The following is a 21,937-nucleotide window of genomic DNA, read 5'->3' as shown; positions in this document are numbered from 1 at the left end:
ATCAGTGCAACTGATCCACAGGCTGGGACCAGCCGCCACCCGAGGTTCGCCAGTAGACGGTAATGACTCCGCCTTGCCTATTCATGATGACACCCAGGAAGCCTGACTCGTACTTGTACGTTCCGTCCCACCACTGGTAGTAGACGTTACTGTTGCGGCAGCGTCCTTGACGCCGCTGACCACCTCCGCCTTGGAGATATCCCGCTCCGCCATTCGGAGCCGCGCATTGGTCGTGTAGTACGAAACCGTACAGGGAGCTCCGACCGGAATGGCCAACGGTCGACCGACCACGGCGGGCAAGGTGAGCGACTGTCCCGCCGCCGGAGGAGCGCTGAAGATCACGGGAAAAGCCGACACGACTAGCGTCAATAGAAATCCGACTACTTTCATTCGTGGAATGTAGGCCGATATCACGGCAAAGGCAAACCGGCTCTTCACAATCCACGGTGTAGTTGGGGTCTGAATCCGCCGGTCTCGAGCAGGCTGCGGGCGATGTAGTTGGTGAGGTTCCGGAAGCCGAGTGCGCTGCCGCGGAGGTGTTCGAGGCGGCCGTTGATGGCTTCGGTGGGGCCGTTGCTGGTGCGGGGGTGGTCGAAGTAGGCCAGCACGTCGGCGGCTCGTTGTTTCAGGGTTCGGCCGAGGGATCGTAGTTCGGTGAGCGCGGTCGGGACGCCGCTGCTGAGGCTGGCGATGAGTTGTTTCATCTGGCCATGGCCGCGGGCAGGGTCGGGGTCGCGGTAGGCGGTGCCTCCGCTGGTAGGCGGCCCAGGTGACCTCGACGGCGACGTGATCATCGTCGGCGAACAGGGCATCAAGCCGGGTCTTTTGTTTGTCGGTGAGCAGGCTCGTGCCGGTGTGCAGGGTCCGCCGCGCCGAGTAGAGCGGGTCGCCGGCCCGGCCGCGGTGGCCGTGGAGGTCTTGTTGGATGCGGCGGCGGCACTTGTCGAGGGCGTCGCCGGCGAGGCGGACGACGTGGAAGGGATCCATTACCGTGACCGCATCAGGCAGTTCTTCGGTGGTGGCGGTCTTGAAGCCGGTGAAGCCGTCCATCGCGACCACCTCCATTTGGTCGCGCCAGGCCTGGTCACGCTCGGACAGCCACTGCTTGAACACGCTCTTGGAGCGGCCCTGGACCATGTCGAGCAACCTGACCGGTCCACTGTTCGTCCTTGCCGGCGTCAGGTCGATGATCACGGTGACGTACTTGTCACCGCGGCGGGTGTGGCGCCACACGTGCTCATCCACCCCGATCGTGGTGACACCGTCGAAGCGTGCCGGGTCGTTGATCAGCACCCGCTGGCCCTCGGCGAGAACCGCGTTGTTCGCCGTGTTCCACGACACCGCGAGTCCCTCGGCGACCCGGGCCACGGTGAGGTGCTGGACCACGATGCCCTCCAGGGCCCAGCGCAGCCCGCGGCGGGACAGCCTGGCCTTGGGCTCGGCCGCCTTCGTCATGTCTTGGCGCCATACATGAGCGCAGTCGGCGCGTCCAAGGCCTTGGCCGCGGTATTGACGGCTGTGCCGGCGGACGAGCATCCGCAGTCCGGGCTGGTCGCCACCGTCACTCTGTGCGTCTGCTCCGGCTCCGACCCGACCTCGCGCCGGAAGACATCAGCTGAGGCAGACTTTCAACTTCATCGAGAACCGCTGCGTTGGCACCTGCGGTGAACGCGACCCATGCTCGAGCTCAAGCATGGCGTCCATCCTCGGGCCACGGGTACAGCGACGGCAGCCGGCGGAATCCGTGCCGGACGCCGTTGAGGTTCCACTTTCCTTCCGGGTCGGGCTGGAGGTCGCCGCTATGGTCGTGGCTGCCGCCGGCGTGGGCGATCGACGCGAGGACCAGGTCGAGGTGTTCGCGGTCAAGGCCGGGCACGTCCTGGTAAAGGTCGACCGGCTGCTCACCCAGTAGCGCGGCAGCAATCCGCAGTACTCGCTGCTGGCCGCCCGAGTAGACACCGATGGTGTCGTTGTTGATCTGGTCGGCGTCGATCCACCAACGATCCGGAGAGTCGGAGTTGCGTTGCACCCAGCGATGACCCGAGCTAGCGAGCCTCGTTCGGATCAGCAGCTCGACGCCGGCCTCCGTCGGGTAGATGCCCTTGGCCCAGATCGCAGGGCGTGTGCGCCCGGGATCTCAGTCGGCGTCCGGCTTCATCGCGATGAGTTGGATCAGGTTGCCGCAGGTGTCGTCGAGTACGGCCATCCAGGCGTTGCCGATGTCGGTGGGCGGCTGGGTGAAGGTGACGCCCCGTGCGGTGAGGCGCGCGTGCTCGGCCTGCAGGTCGTCGACGGTGAACTGTGCGAGCGGAATTCCGTCAGCCATCAGTGCCTCGCGATATGGCGTGACCGCGGGGTGGCCCGCAGGTTCGAGCAGCAGCTCGGGACCGTCGGGGACCTCGGGGGAGACGACGGTCAGCCAGGCCGCGTCGCCCAGCGGGATGTCGCGCTTGAGCGTGAAGCCGAGCACGTCGGTGTAGAAGGCGAGCGCCGCGCGCTGGTCGTCGACGAACACGCTGAGCAGATTCAGTCGCATGATGAGTCCTTCGTGGTCTGCGGCCAGCGGCGGTGGATCTCCGCCAGCGGTGCCGGATCGAAATGGTGCAGTTTGGTGCGGCCACGCCGCTCGCTGGTCACCAGGCCGGCGTCCTCGAGCACCGCCAGGTGCTGCGAGATGGCCTGCCGGCTGGAGCCGATGCCGTGCCGGACGGTGAGCGTCGTGCAGATCTCGAACAGCGTCTGCCCGTCACGCGCCGCCAGGCCGTCGAGGATCAGGCGACGGGTCTCGTCGTCCAGCGCCTTGTACACATCGGCCATACGGACACAATAGGCAAGCAACTGCTTGCCTTTCAAGGGTCGCGAATCTGGCCTGAAAAGGAACCGTCCCCATTTCAGGTCATGATCAACAGGTGGCGAAGGCTCGTAGAGGAGTTCGAATGAGCCGTCCATTTTGCTTGTCGCGGGGCGATTAGCCGACTAAAATAGCGACATGCCAGATCTGCTGCGGATCGCCCGGGCCGCCTCGGCGGTCGATCGGTTGCGGTCCGCGGTCAGGTTGCAGCGGGTTGCCGAGGCGGAGCAGCTCCGAGCGATCGCCGATCTGGCCTCGCAGCATGACTGGACGACCGACGACGAGCTCGACATGATCGGTGAGCGGACGGTCCGGATCGGCGCCGACGGGACGCCGCTGGTGGGGGAGTTTCTGCCGCTGGAGGTTGCCGCGGCGACGGGCCGGTCGATCGAGGCCGCGACCTGGCTGATCCGCGACGTTCTGAACCTGCAGGCCCGGTTGCCGCGGTTGTGGAGCGCGGTGCTCGGCGGCGCAGTCGAGACGAAGCAGGCGTTCGTCCTGGTGCAGCTCACCTCCCGTTACGACCTGTCCGGCGACCAGGCGATCATCGTCGACGACCGGCTGCGCGGAAAGTACGGCCAGATCGCGTGGTCGCGGGTGCTGCGACTGGCGCGGGGGCTGATCGCGCAGGTGGCCGCTGACAAGGTCGAGGTCGTCGCCGACGCGGCACGCCGGGCGAGATTCGTTAAGACCGGCCCGGCGGAGTCGTTGGTCAGCGAGGTATGGGCGCGGGTCGACGCCGCCGATGCCCAGCAACTCGAGGCGTCCATTCAGGCCATCGCCGCCACGCTGCGCGCACTCGGCGACACCGATGAGCTGGACGTCCGTCGCGCCCGGGCCCTGGGCATCCTCGCCACCCCTGGCCGGGCGGCCGCCATGCTCGAGGGCCGCGACGACGAGCGGTACGTGCCGCGCACGAAGGTGTACCTGCACCTGAATGACGCGATGCTGAACCGCTGCGCGTGCGAAGCCTCCGGCGCCGGTGAGCAGAGCGTGGCCAGGTCCGAGACCCTCGGCCCCATCACCCGGCGGCAACTGGCAGAACTGTTCGGCACCAGCCGGATCAGCGTCACCCCCGTGTTGCAGGCCGGCGACGACGTGGCCGTCGACCGCTACGAGGTTCCCCGGCGGATGCGCGAGCAGATCATCCTGCGCGACGTGGTCGAACCGTTCCCGTTCTCGGGCCGCTCGGCCCGCGGCCTGGACGCCGACCACACCGTTGCCTACCGGGCGGGCGGTCGGGGCCAGACCAGACCGTCGAACCTCGGACCGTTCCGCCGCCGGCTGCACCGCGCCAAGACCGCCGGACGCTGGCGGCTGCGGCAGCCGCGATCCGGCGTCTTCTGGTGGCAGTCACCCACCGGTCAGGAGTACCGCGTCACCCCGAAGGACACCATCGACCTGCACGACCACTCGCCGCTCGAGCGCGGAGCCTTGTGGTTGCTCGACACCGGTCAGGTCGGACGCCGTCCCAGCACGTAGAACCGCTCGGTGGCGGCCTCGTCGGGATAGGGCGAGCGGCGGTACCACTCGAGCGACTCCAGGCCGGCGCCGGTGAACGCGGCCAGCACCTGGGCGGGGTCGTGCAGCACGAAATCGAGCTCGACGCTCTCGCCGACCAGTTCGGTCACGTGGCGCACCTCGTCACCGACATGGACGCCGACGGCCAGCACCCCGCCGGGCACCAGGGTACGAGCGAGTGCGGCCACCGCGGGCGCCAGTTCCGAGCCGGCCAGGTGCACCAGCGAGTACCAGGCCACCACTGCCCCCCAGCCGGACGCCGTACGCGGCCGCAGCAAGCTCGTCAGGTTGCCCACCTGGAAGTCCAGATCGGGGAACTCGCGCCGCGCGACCGCCACCATCGCCGGCGACAGGTCCACCCCGCTGACACCGGCGCCGGTGTCGGCCAGGAACGCGGCGATGTGGCCCGGCCCGCAGCCCACGTCCACGATCGGATCCGAACCGGCCAGCGATGCCACCCGCTCGAGCAGCCACACGTCGAACGGCTTGTCGACCAACTCATCGCCGAGCGTCGCGAAGTACGGCTCGGCGACGGCGTCGTAGGTCTCGCGCACGTGCGCGTCCCGGTCTGCCGCGCCGCCGGACAGCACCGTCTCGCGATCGACCGCCGTGGCCGCCGCGACCGGCCCGGCCGACTCGGGCACCGGCCCCAGCAGGTGCACCCAGCGGCGGTCCTGCTGGCCGGGGCGCCGCTCGAGCTCGCGGACCAACGGCTCGGGCAGTTCGGCCAGCCGCCGCAGAACCTGCTCGACGGCGTCCCGGTCGGCGAACGGGTGCAGCCGCTCGGTGCGGGTCTTGAGTTCACCGGGCGCCTGCGGCCCGCGCAGCAGCAGCACCGTGATCAGAGCCCGCTCGTCCGGCTGCAGGCTCAGTTCCTCGTCGAGCAACTGGTGGTACTTCAGCGTCCGCGACCCCTTACCGGCCCACACGATGCGCAGCAGGCCGCGGCCCTTCAACTCGCGCGCGACCGTCTCGATGGTGGGGTCGTCGAGGTCGGTGATCGGGTCGCGGCTCGAGGTCTGGTTGCACGCCAGTCGCAACGCGTTGAGGCTGAGCGGGTAGCTGCCGGGCACGGTCCGCTGCTTCTCCAGCAGGCTGCCGAGGATCCGCTGCTCGGTGGCGTCCAGTACGGGCAGGGCCATGGCCACACTTTAAGGCGAACCGCCACCCCGCGGCAGGGCGTGGCGCTCTCGACTACGCCCGCAACTGCAGGTCGTGCCAGTAGGCGGGGTGCGCCCGCACCTCGGCGCTGCGCTGCGGATTGGTGCTGCGCATGCCGAGGTTGGCGAAGCTGCCCGACTTGCGCTCGGACACGTTGACGTTGGCCGCCAGCACGGTTCCGGCGACGTGCTGGTTGAGCCCGGTCGCCCCCCACGGAATCCGTGCCTCGAGCACGTAACCGGTCTCGGTCAGCTCGATTGCGGACTGAATGCCGCTGGCGTCCCCGAGCAGCTCGAACGAGGTGCCCTCGGCGTTCGGCTTGAGCACCGCGACCAGCGGCTGCTGTTGATCGGGCACCCCGAACATGTAGTAGGCGTCGGTGGGCCGGGCCAGGTCGGACGCCGCCAGTCCCCGCTTGTCGGGGCCAAGTTCGAGGATCACCGAGTCGCCACGGAAGGTCCGCCTGGGGTCGTCGGGGTCGGGCGGACGCGGGCGGCTGTCGGTGACGTCGGCCAGCACGTACAGCGCATCGGAGTCCCACATCAGGTAGACGTTCGCGGTGGCCGAGGAGTTGCCGGCGATCGGATTGGTGGCGCGGGCCACGTACTGCCACGCCCAGTCGCCGGTTCGGCCGTCGATGGTCAGCGGGGTGGTGACCCGCTCCGCCTGCAGTGTGCCCACCTGGCGCACCGGCGGCAGGGTCGGGGTCTGCCGGCGGGTGGACCGGCTCGGCGTGGGCGTGGTCGGCAGGCCGGACTGCGTGACCGTGTCGGTCGGCGTCGGATGCGGCGAGGACGTGTCGGTGCTGCTGCCCCACGGCAGCGGGAACGGACGCCAGACGAACAGGATCGGCGCGACGACCGCGACGGCGGCCCCGAGGATCGCCCATCGGGCCGGGTGGGAGCGGCCGCTCACCCCGCCGCCCCCGGGAGCGACCGCGACCGGGCTGGCCGGGCCGGCCGGCGGCTGCTGTATCGGCGGCTGTTGTATCGGCGGCTGCTGCGCCTGCGCCTGCTCCGGCTCGGGCTGCGGTGGCGTCCACGGCGGCACGACCACGGGCACCACCCGAGCCGCGGCCTCACCGGCCGGTGCGTCGGGGGCGGTGGGAACCGCGGAGGCCGCGGCCGGCTTACCGGCGACGTCGAAGATGCGGCCGTCGCTGGCCCGCAGGTACAGCACCGGCGTGCCCCACTCGACGTCGTTGTTGTCGCTATACACGGCCCGGCGCGCCTCGGCCAGGGCGGCGTCGATCGGGTAGCCGTCGGCGATGGCGGCGTAGAACTCCGCCGAGAACCGGGTGGCGGCGGCGTCGGTGATCTCGAACTGCATGGCGATCACCGCCGGGACACCCTGCGACACCAGCGCCTGCGCGACGCCACCCAGCGGATCGGCGGGCGACTGGCGCCCACCCTCGCAGGCGTTGAGCAGCACCAACCGCAGCGTGTCGTGATCCTGCAGCAACGTCGCCAGGTCGCCGCCGGAGACCAGCCGGGCCCGTCCGGTCTCGTCGTCGGTGAACGCCAGCATCCCCTCGCCGGTGCTGTCGTTGAAGCCGCCGTGGCCGATGAAGTGCAGCACGTGGAACGGCCCCTGCCGCAGCGCCCGGCTCAGCTCGCCCAGGCTCGCGGTCTGCAGCACGGTGACCTGCACCTGCCCGGCGCCCTCCAGGCCGGCGAGAGCGCCGTTGATCCGCTGCACTTCGGCGGCGACGTCCAGCGTGGCCAGGTCGGTCGGCGACGACACCACCAGCAACACCTGCAACGGCGGGGTGACCAGCAGCGGCGTCACGCTGCGCGGCTGCTCCAGGTAGCGCACCACCGGCGTCTTCGACGACAACACCAGGAAGCGCCGCCGGCTCGCCCAGTACAGGTATTCCCACGGGACATCGGCCAGCTGCGGCGCCCGGCCAAGCCGCAGCCGGATCCGCAGGCCCTTTCCGCTGTCGGCTGCCTCGTCCAGGCTGCTCTCGAAGCGGCTGCCCACCTCGCCGGCGAACAACGCGTCGAACAGTTCGCGCCCGAACTTCTCCGCGACCGATTGGGTCGGCGACCCCAGCGAACGGACGCCGGTGCGGGTGCGGCCCAGCTTCAGGATCACGTTCTCGAGCGCGTCGGCGTTGAACGGGAACACCATCTGCCCGGACGCCTCACCGCGCGGCGAGGCGAGCACCGAGACCTGGTAGGTGCCGGGCGTCGGTGTCGCCTCGACCGCCAGGTCGAAGTCCAGGTACTCCATCGCCGCCACGACCGCCCCCTAACCCGTCAGCCAGCCCGCGATCTGCTTCGCGACGTCACCCTGACCGAAGAAGCTGCCGTGGAACACGCCCCGCTCGCGCGGCAGCACCAGCCTGCGGTTCTCGGGGATGTTCATCGCGTCCTCGCCCTCGTACACCCCGGCGGTGGGCACCACCAGGTCGTTCGCCGCGGTACCGAACACCCGGTCGACGACCAGGTTCTCGACGTTCTTCAGCGTCATCGCCCGCCACCCGCCGGTCGGGCTGAAGTCGGCGGCGACGGCGTACTGCTCGGCGGGCAGTTCGGTGCTGTTGAAGCCGGCCAGGAAGTCGCCGGCCGAATCCATCGACGCCAGCCCGGGAATGCCGACCAGGCCGTACGTGGCGATGATCTTCACCACCACCAGCACCGAGGTCAGCGTCGCCTCGACCAGGGCGGCCGGGCCGTCCGGAAGCAGGTTGACGATGGTGGTGATCCGGTCGATGAACGGAACCAGGTTGGACGGCGTGGCGAGGGCGGTGCCGTGGTTGGCGCTGGCGACGTGCACGATCCGGCGGACGTCGAACACCGCGTCGGTGCCCTGCCCGGCCAACGCCCGGGCCACCAGGCCGCCCCGGCTGTGGCAGACGATGTCGACCTCGAGATCCAACCCGTCCGGCACCAGTTCGCGGACGAGGTCGGCGTTGCCGAGCGGGTCGACGCCCAGCGTGTGATGGTCGAGCGCCGCGACCCGTCCGCCGTAGGCGTCGGTGAGCGCCGCCAGCACGTCGCGCGGGAAGGCTTGGAAGGCGGTGTGGGTGCTGACGAACGTGCCGTGCACGAACCACAGGCTGCGCCCCGACGCCAGCCGCTGCCAGTCGGCGTCGGACAGGCTCGGCACGTCGGCGGAGGTGTAGTCGCCCGGGGTGAACGGCCGGACCCGTGCGATCCGCGACTTCGACTCCCACAGCCTGGCCGCCGCCCCCGCCAGCGGTGGCACGACCAGCCGCGACAGCGGCAGGGCCACCAGCTCCAGCACCTTGCGGCCGATCAACCCGAACACGCCCCGGTCGCTGCCGTCGCCGGGGCTGGGCTCGGTCGCGAACGCCGGCACGATGAACCGGACGACGTCGCCCGAGCCGCGGGTGGTCGGGGCCAGGGCGCCGCCGCCGTCCACCGGGAAGTTCCAGTTGACCACGCCGTTCTCGTCGACGGCGAGCAGCACCTGGGCCACGTCGTCGCCCAGGTCGGGCACGGTCACCTCCAGCCCGTCGACGTCGGTGGTCGGCGAGCGGACGTCGCTCGGCGGTGCCTGCGGTTCGGGCACCACGTCGAGGGTGATCACCCCGAGCCGCAGGAAGCCTTCCCTGGTCAGCGCCGTGTCCAGGGCGACGCCCGAGCCGTCCACGTCGGGCGCCCGGGTGTCGCCGGTCGCGCTGACGTCGTGCGCCTCGGCCCAGCCACGCAACCCGGGCGCCCGGACCTCGATGCCGCCGCCCAGGCTGACCGAACGCGAACTGCCGTCGAGAGTGGGCATCAGGTGGTCTCCTGCCTGGTGAGGACGAGGGCGGGGTGCCCGTAGTAGGCGTACGCGAGCGGGGTGGTCTGGTCACGCTTGGGGAACGCGGTGGTGTACCTGGCCCGCAGTTCACGCATCACCTCACCGACCGGACGCCCGGCGTTGATCGCCTGGTCGTAGAAGGCCAGCGCGGTGTCCTTGGCGATTCCGTCGTTGACGTTCCACAGCGGCGCGATGAACGCCCGGGCCCCGCTGGTCAGGAACGCGGCCGCCAGCCCGCCCTCGATCAGTGCGCCGGTGGTGGGGCTGCCCAGTTGGCAGCAGTTCAGGAACACCAGCGGCGCCGAGGTCCGGGTGAAGGGCGAGCCGCTGACGATCGACTCGTCGATGCGCACCGCCGAGTTCGACAGGATCACCCCGTCGCTGATGGGGCGGTCCGGGTCGACCTCGCCGTGCGCCGCGACGTGCAGTACCTGGGCGTCCACGGCCTCGCCACGGTCGTCCTTCAACGTGCCCAGCAGCAGGCTGGCGACCTGGTCGTCGGTGCCGTCCACCCATTTGGCCGGGTAGCTGTCGGTGAGCTGGCGGCCCTCGGCGATCGCCTGCTCGAGCGGCTTGAGGCGGGACTCGGGGGTGTACTGGCCGACCACGACCACCAGCGTGGTCAGCGGCAGTGCCTCGGCCGGGGTGGTGGTGGGGCGGCGCACCCCCGACGGCGTCTCCGGCCCGGCCGGACGCCAGCGTCCGACCGCCCACTGCGCGCCCAGGATCTGCGGAGCCTCGGCGTCCACCAGGTCACGGTCGACGATGTAGTCGGCGTCGGTGGTGGCCAGTTCCCACGGCACCAGCGATTCCTGCGACACGATCAGCAGGGTCGGCACCCGGCCGGCGTCCTTGGCGATCCGCCAGACGGCCGCCAGCACCTTCCAGCACCACAACGGCACCTGGGCACCGATCTCGCGGGCCACCCCGTTGACCTTCAACTCGGCGGTCGGGCTGCCGTCCACCTTCGCCATCTCGCGGATCTTGCGCAGCGCGAACGTCTCGGCGGTGTCGGAGTCGAGTTCGGTGATCACCTGTTCGTCGGGCAGGGCGACCGGGTGCGGGGTGGTGAACGTCCACAGGAAGGTGCCGTCGGCCTGGCCCCGGCTGATCGAGACGGTCAGGTCGATGGGCAACCGCTGGTCCAGCTGGACGGCGACCTCGCCGCCCGCCGTGGATGTGGCCGGGTGCTCCGCAGCGCCGGGCGTGACCACCAGCTCACGCCACGCGGTGCCGATCAGCAGGCCGTTGGAGCTGTACTCGACCTCGATCCGGCCTCGCCACGCCTGCGTGACGGCGGGTGCAGTGAGGGCGACGGTGACGGTGTTGGCGGCCACGTCGCTGGGATCGAACGGCAACTCGTGGCGGATGGAGGCCAGCTCGAAGCCCTCCGCCTTCAGCTGGACGGTGAGAGTGGTCGGCGCCGGCAGGAACCGCATCAGAGCACCCATCACTCCCGGTTGGACCTGCCGGGAGAGTCCGATCACGACGTCGAACGTCTGCCCGGGCAGCACCGATTCGGGCACGTCGACGCGCGGGTAGGCCAGCACCAGTTCCGGCAGCGGACCGGGCCGTGTGCCGCCCTCTGCGGGCACCGGGCCGCCGTCGGCTGGATTCACCCCCATACCCGGCTGGGGTGCGCCGGTCGGGGGGGCCTCGGCCGGGCCACCGAAGTCGATGCCGCGGGTGGGTCCACGGTCGCCGGCGGCTGCGTCGGCGACCATCCAGCCGACCGCCCGCGAGCCGTCGACGACCAGGCCCGTCCAGCGTCCCGAGGTGACGTCGGGATGGTCCAACTGCCTGTTGTCCGAGGCGCCGTGTTCATGCAGGTCGAGCGACACCTCGAGCGGCATGGCCGGGTCGATGTCGCCGGCGAGCACCCTGGCCAGGTCGTCGGACGGCAGCGGGTACCACAGCGGTGTCGCACCGCCGCGGGGGTCACGGCGCCGGACGACCACCCGGTCGGTGGGGGCGAGGCCGGTCACCGCCGTGCGCGCCGCACCGACGCTCATCGTGGCGTCCAGCACGATCACGGGGTCCATGGACTGCTCCTCTCACCGGCAGGAGGCCGGGGTGTGCGAGGTGATACACCCGCGAAGAGCCGCTGCCGAGCACCCTAGGCCGAGCAGGTCGCAGTGGTCTTGGTGGCAGTTTTGCCACCTCCGCCGGCGCCCTCGCTCAGCGGTGTTGCACGACCTCCTGCGGTGAAGAGGGCTGAATTACCCATCCGGCACCCGGTCGGGCCGGGGCCGTCTCCGGCGGGGCATTACTCTGCGGCCATGGCCACCTTCACCCTGAGCCGGACAGAGCACCCGACCCCCGCCGACGAGCGGGCAGCGATCGTGGCCAAGCCGGTGTTCGGGGCGAACTTCACCGACCACATGGCGCTGGCGATCTGGCGCGACGGCCAGGGGTGGGCCGACCGCGAGATCGTCGGACGGCGTCCGTTCGAACTGCATCCGGGTGCGGCCACGTTCCACTACGGCCAGGAGATCTTCGAAGGCCTGAAGGCGTTCCGGCAGCCCGACAAAGGGGTGGCGATCTTCCGGCCGGAGAAGAACGCCGCCCGGTTCGCCAACTCGGCCAGGCGGCTGGCGATGGCGCCGCTGCCCGAGGACGATTTCGTCGCGGCGGTCACCGAGCTCGTCGACCTGGACCGTGACTGGGTGCCGTCGCCCGACGGCGAGCAGAGCCTTTACCTGCGGCCGTTCGAGATCGCCAGCGAGACGCTGATCGGCGTCCGGGCGGCGAAGGAGTACACGTTCTGTGTGATCGCCTCACCGGTGGGGCCGTACTACCCCGAACCGGTCACCCTGTGGGCGACGCCGAACTACACCCGGGCGGCCGAGGGCGGTACCGGCGCGGCCAAGTGCGGCGGCAACTACGCCGCCAGCCTGGCCGCCGCCGGCGAAGCCGCCGACCACGGCTGCCAGCAGGTGATCTGGCTGGACGGCGTCGAGCACCGCTGGGTGGAGGAGTGCGGCACGATGAACATCATGTTCGTCACGGCCGCGGGCGAACTGGTCACGCCGGCCCTGACCGGCACGATTCTGGACGGCGTCACCCGCGACTCGATCCTCGCCCTGGCGCCCGAACACGGACTCACCCCGGTGCAGCGCCGGGTCGCGATCGACGAGGTCTTCGACGGCGTCGAGCAGGGCACGATCACCGAGGTCTTCGCCTGCGGCACGGCCGCCGTGGTCACCCCGGTGGTCGGATTCGCGGCACCCGGCGTCAACGGCGCCGACCGCAGCTTCATCGTCGGCGCCGGGACGCCGGGGCCGATCAGCGCCGCCGTCCGTTCCCACCTGCTCGACATCCAGTACGGCCGGGTCGAGGACACCCGAGGCTGGCTGCATCACGTCTAGCGCGTTCCTGCGGTACTGGCTGGGCGCCGCGCTCAGCGCGTTCGGCACCGCAGTCACCGCCGTGGCGCTGCCGGTGCTGGTGATCCAGCTGCTGGGCGCCGGCCCGTTCGAGGTAGGCGTCGTCAACGCGGCCCAGTTCGTGCCCTACGCGGTCCTGGGGTTCTTCGCCGGCGTGTTCGTCGACCGGTGGCCGCGCCGGACCGTCCTGGTCTGGGCAGGGATCGGTCGCGCGGTGTCGCTGGCGTTGATCCCGTTGCTGTGGTGGCTCGGAGTGCTGCAGGTGTGGCTGCTGGTCTGCCTACTGCTGGTGTTCGGGGCGTTCGCCGTGTTCGGGTTCGCCGCAACCCAGTCGTTCCTGCCCCGGTTGGTGCCGCGGGACGGCCTCGTGCGTGCCAACGCCCGGCTCGACCAGGCCGACAACACCGCCCAGACGCTTGGGCCGACCATCGGTGGCGGGCTGGTCGGCGTACTGGGTGCGCCGGTCGCGCTGCTCGTCGACTCGGTCAGCTACCTGGCCGAGGCGGCGCTGAACGCGTCCCTGCGGGTGGACGAGCCACGGCGGCCCCGGCGTCAGGCTCGCCTGCGCACCGAGCTGGGCGAGGGCTGGCGGGCCACCTACCGGCACCCCACGCTGGGGCCCCTGGCGGTCTCGACGCACGTCTGGTTCGTGGCCAACGGGATGGGGCTGACGGTGCTGTCGCTGCTGACCCTGCGCACGATGGGGCTCACGGCGCTCGGCTACGGCCTGCTGCTCACCACCGTCGGGTTCGCCGCCCTGCTGGGAGCCACGCTGGCGCCCGGGCTGGGCTCCCGGCTCGGCACCGGATGGGCGGTGATCGCGTCCCTGGTCCTGTATCCGCCGGCCTGGCTGCTGGTCGCGGCCGCGCCGTCCGCGCCCGCGCTTCTGTTCGTTGCGATGGTGCTGCACGGCTTCGCCGGGGGAGTGGAGAACCCCAACTCGCTCGGCTACCGGCAGGCCGTCACCCCCGACGGCCTGCTCGGCCGGGTCAACGGGATCATCCGTTCGGCCAACCGCACCATGGGTGCTCTCGGCGCCCTGCTGGGCGGGGCCGTGGTCGGCCTGATCGGCACCGGCCCGGCCCTCGCGACGGTGATCGTCCTGTTCACCTTCGCCCTGGGGATCGCCGCCCTGTCACCACTGCGGACGGCGCGGCTGCCCGGCTAGGTGGGTCTCACAGTGGGTCGCGGCTGATCGGGCACGACATGCACCGCGGCCCGCCACGGCCTGAGCCCAGTTCGGAACCGGCGATCGCGATCACCTCGATGCCGGCGTCCGCCAACCGCTCATTGGTCTCCACGTTGCGTTCGTAGGCGATCGCGACCCGTGGCTCGATGGCCAGGGTGTTGTTGCCGTCGTCCCACTGCTCGCGTTCGGCGGTGACCGGATCGAGACCGGTGTCGATCAGCCGCAGGCGTTCGATGCCCATCGCCCGCGCGGCGGCGTCCAGGAAGTGCTCGATCGGCTCGATCACCAGGTCGCCGTCGGCGTCCGGCTTGATCGTGATCGCCGACAGCCGGTGCGCGACGTTGGGGTACATCACCATCGCGTCGACATCGACCATGGTGCAGATCGTGTCCAGGTGCATGGTGGCCCGGTCCTGATCGATCGGCACCGCCAGCACGGTGTGCGCCAGGCCCAGCTCGAACGCTGTCCTGGCCAACCGCTCGGCGCCGGCCGGACGCGTCCGCTCGCCCACGCCGACGGCCAGCACGCCCTCGGCCAGCGCCAGCACGTCGCCGCCCTCGAGCAGTTCGGCGTCCCAGCCGTGGATGCGCTGCACGCCGGCGAAGCGCGGATGGAACTCGTAGATGAGTTCGGTGAGCTGGGTCTCACGCCTGCGGGCCGGCATGGCCAGCGACGTGATCGTGGCCCGGTCGCCGACCCACACACTGGAGTCCCTGGTGAACAGCAGGTTCGGCAGCGGGTCGATCAGGAAGTCGTCCGGTTCGTGCAGTGCCACCACCAGGCTGCCCGTCGAGGACACCTCGTCGGTGCGCAGGCCCGCCATCAGGATCTCGGCCAGTTCGCTGGGCCCCTGGTCGCCGAGCGCGTCGACCAGGTAGCGGCGCAGGGTGTCGCCCAGGCGCAGGTCGGTCACCGTGTGCTCGATCGCCGACTGGCGGGCCTCGGGGTCGGCCAGTGTCTGCGTCAGCAGTTCGCTGAGGTACAGCACCTCGACGCCGCGGCCGCGCAGCACGTCGGCGAACGCGTCGTGTTCGGCCTGGGCCCGGTCGACCCAGGGTAGGCCGTCGAACAGCAGCGAGTCGTTGTTGCGCGGGGTGAGCCGACGCAGTTCGTTGCCCGGCCGGTGCAGCATCACGGTGCGCAGCCGGCCGACCTCGGAGCGGACGCCGGGCGTGGGCTGGTCAGTCATGGCGACACCCTAGGGGTCGTCGGGCGGCTGAACCTATGCCCCGCTCCGATGCTGGGCGGCGGGCGGGACCGGGACAAGCCGGCCAACCGATCAGGGCCGGCGCTCGGTCCAGGCCAGCGGATCGGGATCGAAGGACGCGACGCGCTCCTCGCGCTCGCCGATCAGCCTTCCGGCCCGCAGCCGCCCCAACACTTCACGGCGCACCGCCCGGATCCGGTTCGGTGAGTTGCGCAGGGCGTCCGGGCCGGCGTCGGCCCACCACCGGTCGAGGGCGTCGAAGACCTCGTCGGCGTCCCGTTGATCGAGCAGATCACCGGTGACCCTGCCCATGCCGGTCTGGCGTCCGGACCGATCGGCCCGGTGGGCCACCTCGCCCAGGATCAGGGCAGCCACACCGGCGCCCGCGAGCAGGGTGAGGCCCGCGATGGCCGGCAGCACGTCCAGGGTGCCGACCTCGCCCCAGCGGAGGCCGAACACCGCGGCGGCGGACAGCAACCACAGCCCCCCGAACCCGAAGTGGATCACCGCCGGGATGCGCGACCCCCACAACGAGCCGTTGGCGCGCCGCGGCTCGAGCCACCCCAACACCATCACCGACCCGACGGCGAGCAGCCCGGCCGGCAGCAGCGCGTCCTTCACGGCGAGACCGCTGGTGCGCGGGGTGGTGAGCAGGGCCACCGCCACGACCCCGGCGACCAGGGCGACGCCCAGCGCCACCCGATGCAGCCCGGTCGAGGTGGGCACCCGCGGGGCGGTGGGGTCGCGGCGGGCGTTCGCCGCGCCGACCGCGGCGGCGCGGGCACGCTCGTGCGCGGCGCGCATGCGGGCATCTGCCGCCATCACCGCGACCCGCCACGAGTCCTCGAGGGCGGCGTGCGCGTCGCGGTAGTCGGCATCGAAGAGGATGAGGTCGATGCGACCCAGAGTGCGCTCGTCCATCCCCGTCACCGACGGATGCTGTGCCCCGGCCATGGCGCCCTCCTTCGCGCTCGCACGCAGTGCACCAAGCGTAGGCCCGCCCCCACCGGGCGGCCGACCTCGCTAGACTCGCCCTTCCCAGCACCCGAGGGTCGGTCACCCCGTCGCCCGAGTCGCGAGGAGCCGCGTCGTGCGCATCTTCCTGTCCTACCGTCGCTCGGATTCCCGGACGATCACCGGACGCCTGTGGCAGCAGTTGTGCGCCGAGTTCGGCCGCGACAACGTCTTCTTCGACCACGATTCTCTGCCGCCCGGCATCGACTTCCCCTCCCAGATCGCCTCGGCGATCGAGCAGAGCGCGGCGGTGCTGGTGATGATCGGCCCGACCTGGGTGAGCGCGGCGGCCGACGGCGTGCAGCGGCTCAGCCAACCGGGCGACCACGTCCGGCGCGAGGTCGAGTTGGCCCTCGAGCGGGTCGGCGTGGTGATTCCGGTGCTGGTGGACGGTGCCGGCTTCCCGACCGCGGCCGAACTGCCCGAGTCGATGCACCCGCTGCTGAACCGCACGGCGCGCACCCTCCGCGACGATCCGGACTTCCTCACCGCCCATCCGCTTTCAGCCGGCCGCCTTGCGGCTCGCAGAGGTGCTGTGGCGGGACGCCGAACGCAACGGCGTCCCGGTGCCCGGCCCGGTGGGGTGGTTCCGCAGTTGCTGGGACTTCCCGCTGCCGACCGATCGACGGGGCCGGGTGCAGGTGGCGAGCGCGGTGATCGGGTACAGCCTCGCCCTGTTGCGCGACCTCCCCGGCCGCGTGCAGGTCGGCGACACGTTGTTCGGCGGGCCGAGTTTTGGGGCTGCGCTGCTGGCGGCGACGGTCATGCGGCTGAACGCCGGCAGCTCACCGGTGCGCCTGCTCGGCCACGGCGACTGGCTGCAGTACCTCCCGCTGCTGGTACCGGTCCGGACCCGGACTCGGCTGCGGGAACTGGACGAGGGTTTCGGCGACCTGGCCCTGCGCGGTGAGGACGGCTGGATCGGCGAGGAGGTGCCCGACCTGTTCGAGAACGCACCGATGCAGGGCCGGTCGTGGCAACGGCTCACCCAGACCGTCGTCGGTGCCTGGGCCGAACGTCGCTTCGCCGAACGGCTCGACCCGTACGGCCGCTACAGCGACGGATCCTGGCCGGTGCCGCCGCCCGATCAGGCACTCCCGGAGGCCTACCGGCAATTCGCTGCCCTACTGGAACACCACGCCCGTGAGGGTCGACTGTTCGGTGACGCCGATGGCTGACTCGTGGCGGGCCGCGGTGCTGGCCGGTGCCGAACGGTTGGCCGATGGCGGTCGGGTGGCGACCGAGCACCTGGCTGCGGCCTGGCTCGAGGTGGACCCGTCGGCGGTCGAGTTCCTCGGTCCTGCGGTGGCCGGGCAGGTGCGTGATCGGGTGGCCGCGCGTCCGGCCCTCGACGGTTCGGGCTTCGAGCCGGACGCGGCGGAGCTCGTCCGGTGGCTCGACCGGACCGCCTGGGGCAGCTCCGACCTGGCCGGCGCCTTCGCCGCGGTGCTCGACCTGCCGTCGGAACCGGCCGTGGCCCCGTCGGTGGCGCCCTCGCCTCCGGCGACTCCGGCCGTGACCGACGAGCCCCCGCCGGGGCGTCCGGCCGCCGAGCTGTTCGCCGGGCTCGCCGCCCTCATCATCGGCCAGGACGAGGTGCTGCGCACCCTGAGCCGCCGGATCAGCCTCACCCTTGCCGAACTCGACCTGCGGCCCGAACGACCCAACGGCGTGTTTCTGCTGGCCGGGCCGACCGGGGTGGGCAAGTCGTCGATCGCGCGGGCCCTGGCGCAGGTGCTGCACGGCTCGGCCGAGGCGCTGGTCGGCGTCGACCTCAGCGAGTACAGCGAGCCGCATTCGGTGAACCGGCTGTTCGGGCCGCCGCCGGGTTACATCGGGTCCGACGACCCGAGCGGCTGGCTGACCACCCGGATCGCGGCGCGCCCGCGCTGCGTCATGCTGCTGGACGAGGTCGAGAAGGCCGATCCGGCGGTGTGGAACACGTTCCTGCAGGTGTTCGACTCGGGCCGGCTGACCGACTCCCCCGGGGTCCAGGTGCCGTTCGCCGACGTCACCGTGGTGCTCACCTCGAACCTCGGCGCCGCCGAGGGCAACCGCACCGGCCTCGGCTTCGGCGTCGGTACCGGCGACGAGGACGCCGACCGCCTGGTGGCCGCCATCGAGCATGCCGTCACGACGACCCTTCCGCCCGAGCTGATCGGGCGCCTCGACGCGGTGCTGGTGTGCCGTCCGCTGGACGCCGGGGCGATCCGGCGCATCCTCGACCTGGAACTCGGACCGGTGCTGGCCCGGTTGGAGTCGCGCGGCTGGCGGCTGGAGGTCACGACCGCCGCCCGTGACCTGATCGCCCGGCGTCACCACGACCCCCGGCGGGGCGCGCGGCACCTGCAGCGCAACCTCGAGACCTTGGTGCTGGAGCCGCTGATCGAACGCACCCCCGGCCCGTGGCGGCTGGACGCGGACGGCGAGGAGCTGGCTTGGGAGGCCGTCGCCGAGTGAGCGGCGGCCCCCCACCGGGAACCGGGCCTAGCTGCCGGCGCCGGCGGCGCGCCGCAGATGCACCCGGTAGGCGACGGCCAGGGCGGCGAACCAGATCGGGGTCACCGCCAGGGCCATCCGGGTGTCGGGCTCCATGGCGAGAATGCCGATCATCACCGCGAAGAAGCCGAACACCACCCAGCACATGACGACGCCGGCCGGCATCTTGTACACCGAGGCGGCATGCGCCTGCGGCTGCCGGCGGCGGTACACCAGGTAGGACGCGACGATCAGGCCCCAGACGAAGATGAACAGCACCGACGCCACCGTCGTGGCCAGGGTGAACGCGGACACGATTGAGTCGGTGGTGTACAGCAGCACCAGGCCGGGCAGCAGGCAGCAGCAGGAGAACACCAGGCCGTTGGCCGGCACCTTGAAGCGGGACAGGCGTCCGAACGGCTTGGGCGCCTTGCGGTCGAGCGCGAGCCCGTACAGCATCCGCGAGGTGGAGTAGATCCCCGAGTTGGCCGACGAGGCCGCCGAGGTGAGCACCACGAAGTTGATCGCCGACGCCGCCAGTCCGAAGCCGGCCAGGCCGAACATCGACACGAACGGGCTGACGGCGGGGTTGATCAACTGCCACGGGGTCACCGCCATGATCGCGGCGAGCGCGCAGATGTAGAACAGCCCGACCCGGATCGGAATGGCGTTGATGGCACGCGGCAGGGTGTGGGTGGGGTCCTTGGTCTCGGCGGCGGCGGTGCCGACGAGCTCGATGCCGAGGAAGGCGAAGAACGCGATCTGGAAGCCGGCCAGGAAGCCGCCGGCGCCGGTCGGGAAGAAGCCACCGCCGTTCCACAGGTTTGCGAGGGAGGCCTGATGGCCCTCGGGCGAGATGAAGCCGGTGGCGACCATGACGACGGCGACGCCGATCAGGGCGACGATGGCGACGATCTTGATCAGCGCGAACCAGAACTCGATCTCGCCGAACAGCTTCACCGTGACCAGGTTCAGCACCAGCAGCAGCACCACCAGGCTGGTGGCCGCCACCCACTTGGGCAGGTCGGGGAACCAGTACGACACGTACGCGGTGACGGCGGTCAGGTCGGCGACGCCGATCACGATCCAGCAGAACCAGTACGTCCAGCCGGCGAAGAAGCCGGCCCAGGGGCCCAGCACGTCCTCGGCGATGTCGCGGAACGACTTGTACTGCAGGTTCGACAGCAGCAGCTCGCCCATCGCACGCATGACGAAGAACAGGAAGCCGCCGATGATGGCGTAGACGAGCAGGATCGACGGGCCGGCCAGCGAGATGGTCTTGCCCGAGCCCATGAACAGGCCGGTGCCGATGGCGCCGCCGATGGCGATCATCTGCAGGTGACGGTTGCCCAGGGCGCGGTCGAGGTGGTCGTGCCCCTCGGGTGCTGGGTCGGTCGGGGGTCGGCCGTTGGTGGGGTGGGTGGCTGCGGGCTGGGTGGTGCGGGTCTTGGGGGTCATGAAAACTCCTTCGTCTTCATTCCTCGGGCAGGCGGACGTGCGCCCGCCGGTTCGGGTCCCCGGCCCCCGCCGCGGGGGCGGCGGGCCGGAGAACCGTTGGGGGTAGCGGACGCCTGGGCGGCGTCCGGGTGGAGGGTGCGGCCTCAGGCGGCGAGCACGTGCTGGATCGGGGTGAACGAGTGACCCCAGGCCTCGGCGACCGGCTGGCTGGTGAGCGTCCCCTCGATGGTGGACAGGCCCCTGGCCAGGGTGCGGTCGGCACGCAGGGCGTCGAGCCAGCCGGCGTCCGCGATCCGGGTGACGTAGGGCAGCGTGGCGTTGGTCAGCGCGTAGGTGGAGGTGACCGGAACCGCACCGGGCATGTTGGCCACCGCGTAGAACACCGCGTCGTGCACCCGGTAGGTGGGTTCGGCGTGGGTGGTGGCGTGGGTGTCCGCGAAGCAGCCGCCCTGGTCGACGGCGATGTCGACGAAGACCGAGCCCGGCTTGGCCTTGGCCACCATGTCGTTGGTCACCAGCTTGGGGGCGCGGGCGCCCGGAACCAGCACCGAACCGATCACCAGGTCGGCCTCGCCGATGGCCCGTTCGATGGCGTAGGCCGTCGACATCTGGGTCTTCACCTGGCCGGTGAACTCCGAGTCGAGCTGCACCAACCGGTCGGTGCTGATGTCGATGATGGTGACGTCGGCGCGCAGTCCGTGGGCGATCTGGGCCGCGTTCAGGCCGGCGACACCGCCGCCGATCACCACGACCCTGCCCGGGGTGACACCGGGAACGCCGGGCAGCAGGACGCCGTCGCCGCCGGCGTGCTTCATCAGGGCGTGGGTGCCGGCCAGCACCGAGAGCCGTCCGGCCACCTCGCTCATCGGCCGCAGCAGCGGCAGCGCGCCGGTGTCGGTCTGCACGGTCTCGTAGGCGATCGCGGTGGTCCCGGAGTGCAGCAACGCCTCGGTCTGGGGCTGGTCGGCGGCCAGGTGCAGGTAGGTGAACAGCACCTGGCCGGGCCGCAGGTAGCCGTACTCGGCGGCGATCGGCTCCTTGACCTTCAGCAGCAGGTCGGCGCCCGCCCAGACGTCGGCCGCGTCGTCGACCAGCGTGGCGCCGGCGTGGCGGTAGTCGTCGTCGCTGATGGCCGAGCCGATGCCGGCCCCGGCCTGCACCAGCACCTCGTGGCCGCGCTGGGTCAGGTGGTGCGCGCCGGCGGGGGTGATGGCGACGCGGTTCTCTTGGCTCTTGATCTCGGTGGGAACGCCGATCTTCATGTTCATGCGCCTCTCTGCGTAGGAAACTGGGGGACAGCCGGTTGTTGCCGAGGATTCTTTTCCCTGCCCGCGGCGAAGTCATCAGCGGCGGCCACGATCGGCAGAAGCTTCGGATAACCTGCGACAGTGACCGGGGAGAACGCCCGTGCAAAGCAGGTGCGGCCGAAGAATCCTCGGGCGTTGGACGACATCGACCGGCGCCTGGTGCGATTGCTGGTCGCCAACGGGCGCATGTCGAACAGCCGGCTCGCCCTCGGCGCGAACATCGCCGAATCGACCGCCCACACCCGGGTGTCGGCACTGGTCGATTCGGGGGTGATCCGTGGCTTCCACGCCGACGTGAACCTGGTGGCGCTCGGTGCGCCGGTGCAGTCGCTGATCCTGGTCAAGCTCAAGGACAGCGCCCGCCCGCGGCTGCGCGACGAGGCGCACCGGCTGGCCGGCGTCCGGGGGGTGCTGAGGGTGCTGTTCCTGACCGGGCAGTACGACCTGGCGGTGACGGTGGCGGCGTCCGACCCCAGCGAGTTGCGCGACTTCGTGGTCAACGAGCTGAGCCGGCACCCCGAGATCGCCGGCACCGAGACCTGCGTGATCCTCGAGGACGTCCGCGGCGACTGGGTGCCGTTCGGCTGACCG

At 71.0% G+C, this 21,937-nt stretch carries 17 protein-coding genes and 2 pseudogenes; 7 read left to right on the top strand and 12 right to left on the bottom strand.

All coding sequences use genetic code 11. The features are described from left to right. Positions 1 to 434 precede the first annotated feature (434 nt). The 4 genes and pseudogenes from OIE40_RS13475 to OIE40_RS13460 all read right to left on the bottom strand — a co-directional run. Positions 435 to 1,485: pseudogene (locus OIE40_RS13475) on the bottom strand (ISL3 family transposase); the annotation flags it as partial. Between the two features lie 202 nt (positions 1,486 to 1,687). Next, complete coding sequence (locus tag OIE40_RS13470) at positions 1,688 to 2,029, bottom strand: hypothetical protein (protein ID WP_264703034.1); 342 nt, start codon at positions 2,027 to 2,029, stop codon at positions 1,688 to 1,690. Between the two features lie 108 nt (positions 2,030 to 2,137). After that, positions 2,138 to 2,536: a VOC family protein gene (locus tag OIE40_RS13465; RefSeq protein ID WP_264703032.1), complete on the bottom strand. Its 399-nt coding sequence runs from the start codon at positions 2,534 to 2,536 to the stop codon at positions 2,138 to 2,140. Beyond that, complete coding sequence (locus OIE40_RS13460) at positions 2,527 to 2,817, bottom strand: ArsR/SmtB family transcription factor (RefSeq protein WP_264703030.1); 291 nt, start codon at positions 2,815 to 2,817, stop codon at positions 2,527 to 2,529. The genes OIE40_RS13465 and OIE40_RS13460 overlap by 10 nt, the downstream gene beginning before the upstream one ends. Positions 2,818 to 2,989: 172 nt before the next feature. Between OIE40_RS13460 and OIE40_RS13455 the strand changes: the two genes are divergently transcribed. Next, positions 2,990 to 4,333 carry a 13E12 repeat family protein gene (locus OIE40_RS13455; RefSeq protein ID WP_264703028.1) on the top strand — a complete coding sequence of 448 codons (1,344 nt, stop codon included), beginning with the start codon at positions 2,990 to 2,992 and terminating at the stop codon, positions 4,331 to 4,333. Here the strand turns inward: OIE40_RS13455 and OIE40_RS13450 are convergent. The 4 genes from OIE40_RS13450 to OIE40_RS13435 are packed head-to-tail and all read right to left on the bottom strand — an operon-like array spanning position 4,306 to position 11,349. Further along, on the bottom strand, positions 4,306 to 5,514 hold the full coding sequence (locus tag OIE40_RS13450) for a DUF480 domain-containing protein (protein ID WP_264703026.1): 1,209 nt from the start codon (positions 5,512 to 5,514) through the stop codon (positions 4,306 to 4,308). The genes OIE40_RS13455 and OIE40_RS13450 overlap by 28 nt on opposite strands. 52 nt (positions 5,515 to 5,566) lie before the next feature. Then, on the bottom strand, positions 5,567 to 7,768 hold the full coding sequence (locus tag OIE40_RS13445) for a CHAT domain-containing protein (protein ID WP_264703429.1): 2,202 nt from the start codon (positions 7,766 to 7,768) through the stop codon (positions 5,567 to 5,569). Positions 7,769 to 7,786: 18 nt separating this feature from the next. Further along, entirely contained in the window at positions 7,787 to 9,283 is a 1,497-nt protein-coding gene (locus tag OIE40_RS13440) for an esterase/lipase family protein (RefSeq protein WP_264703024.1), read from the bottom strand. After that, positions 9,283 to 11,349, bottom strand: coding sequence for a CHAT domain-containing protein (locus tag OIE40_RS13435; protein ID WP_264703023.1), 2,067 nt, complete (start codon positions 11,347 to 11,349; stop codon positions 9,283 to 9,285). The genes OIE40_RS13440 and OIE40_RS13435 overlap by 1 nt, the downstream gene beginning before the upstream one ends. 237 nt (positions 11,350 to 11,586) lie before the next feature. On the opposite strand from OIE40_RS13435, the gene OIE40_RS13430 reads away from it, so the two are divergent. Both OIE40_RS13430 and OIE40_RS13425 read left to right on the top strand, forming a co-directional pair. Beyond that, the gene (locus OIE40_RS13430) at positions 11,587 to 12,675 is read left to right on the top strand and encodes a branched-chain amino acid aminotransferase (RefSeq protein WP_264703022.1); all 1,089 of its coding nucleotides are present in this window, start codon (positions 11,587 to 11,589) and stop codon (positions 12,673 to 12,675) included. Further along, complete coding sequence (locus tag OIE40_RS13425; protein ID WP_319805239.1) at positions 12,665 to 13,861, top strand: MFS transporter; 1,197 nt, start codon at positions 12,665 to 12,667, stop codon at positions 13,859 to 13,861. The genes OIE40_RS13430 and OIE40_RS13425 overlap by 11 nt, the downstream gene beginning before the upstream one ends. A gap of 7 nt (positions 13,862 to 13,868) precedes the next feature. Here the strand turns inward: OIE40_RS13425 and OIE40_RS13420 are convergent, their stop codons facing one another. Both OIE40_RS13420 and OIE40_RS13415 read right to left on the bottom strand, forming a co-directional pair. Beyond that, complete coding sequence (locus OIE40_RS13420) at positions 13,869 to 15,071, bottom strand: arginine deiminase (RefSeq protein WP_264703021.1); 1,203 nt, start codon at positions 15,069 to 15,071, stop codon at positions 13,869 to 13,871. A gap of 90 nt (positions 15,072 to 15,161) precedes the next feature. Next, the gene (locus tag OIE40_RS13415) at positions 15,162 to 16,043 is read right to left on the bottom strand and encodes a hypothetical protein (protein WP_264703020.1); all 882 of its coding nucleotides are present in this window, start codon (positions 16,041 to 16,043) and stop codon (positions 15,162 to 15,164) included. Between the two features lie 136 nt (positions 16,044 to 16,179). On the opposite strand from OIE40_RS13415, the pseudogene OIE40_RS17055 reads away from it, so the two are divergent. The 3 genes and pseudogenes from OIE40_RS17055 to OIE40_RS13400 all read left to right on the top strand — a co-directional run. After that, positions 16,180 to 16,440 (top strand): annotated as a pseudogene (locus OIE40_RS17055) (toll/interleukin-1 receptor domain-containing protein); the annotation flags it as partial. A 178-nt stretch (positions 16,441 to 16,618) separates the two neighbouring features. Beyond that, positions 16,619 to 17,281, top strand: a complete 663-nt coding sequence (locus OIE40_RS13405) for a hypothetical protein (RefSeq protein ID WP_264703017.1) — start codon at positions 16,619 to 16,621, stop codon at positions 17,279 to 17,281. Continuing rightward, positions 17,274 to 18,563 (top strand): AAA family ATPase, encoded by a 1,290-nt coding sequence (locus tag OIE40_RS13400; protein WP_264703016.1) that lies wholly within the window; start codon positions 17,274 to 17,276, stop codon positions 18,561 to 18,563. The genes OIE40_RS13405 and OIE40_RS13400 overlap by 8 nt, the downstream gene beginning before the upstream one ends. A 27-nt stretch (positions 18,564 to 18,590) precedes the next feature. Here the strand turns inward: OIE40_RS13400 and cycA are convergent, their stop codons facing one another. Further along, positions 18,591 to 20,039 (bottom strand): D-serine/D-alanine/glycine transporter, encoded by a 1,449-nt coding sequence (gene cycA, locus OIE40_RS13395; RefSeq protein ID WP_264703014.1) that lies wholly within the window; start codon positions 20,037 to 20,039, stop codon positions 18,591 to 18,593. A 143-nt stretch (positions 20,040 to 20,182) separates the two neighbouring features. After that, a complete protein-coding gene (gene ald / locus OIE40_RS13390) occupies positions 20,183 to 21,301 on the bottom strand; it encodes an alanine dehydrogenase (RefSeq protein ID WP_264703425.1) in 1,119 nt (372 codons plus the stop codon). A gap of 126 nt (positions 21,302 to 21,427) precedes the next feature. Between ald and OIE40_RS13385 the strand changes: the two genes are divergently transcribed. Beyond that, a complete protein-coding gene (locus OIE40_RS13385) occupies positions 21,428 to 21,934 on the top strand; it encodes an Lrp/AsnC family transcriptional regulator (RefSeq protein WP_264703012.1) in 507 nt (168 codons plus the stop codon). Positions 21,935 to 21,937: the final 3 nt, after the last annotated feature.

It is taken from the genome of Micropruina sonneratiae, assembly GCF_025972045.1.
Taxonomy (GTDB): Bacteria; Actinomycetota; Actinomycetes; order Propionibacteriales; family Propionibacteriaceae; genus Micropruina; species Micropruina sonneratiae.
Note: the sequence above shows the minus strand (reverse complement) of the source record. Positions and strands in the feature narration are given on the sequence as shown.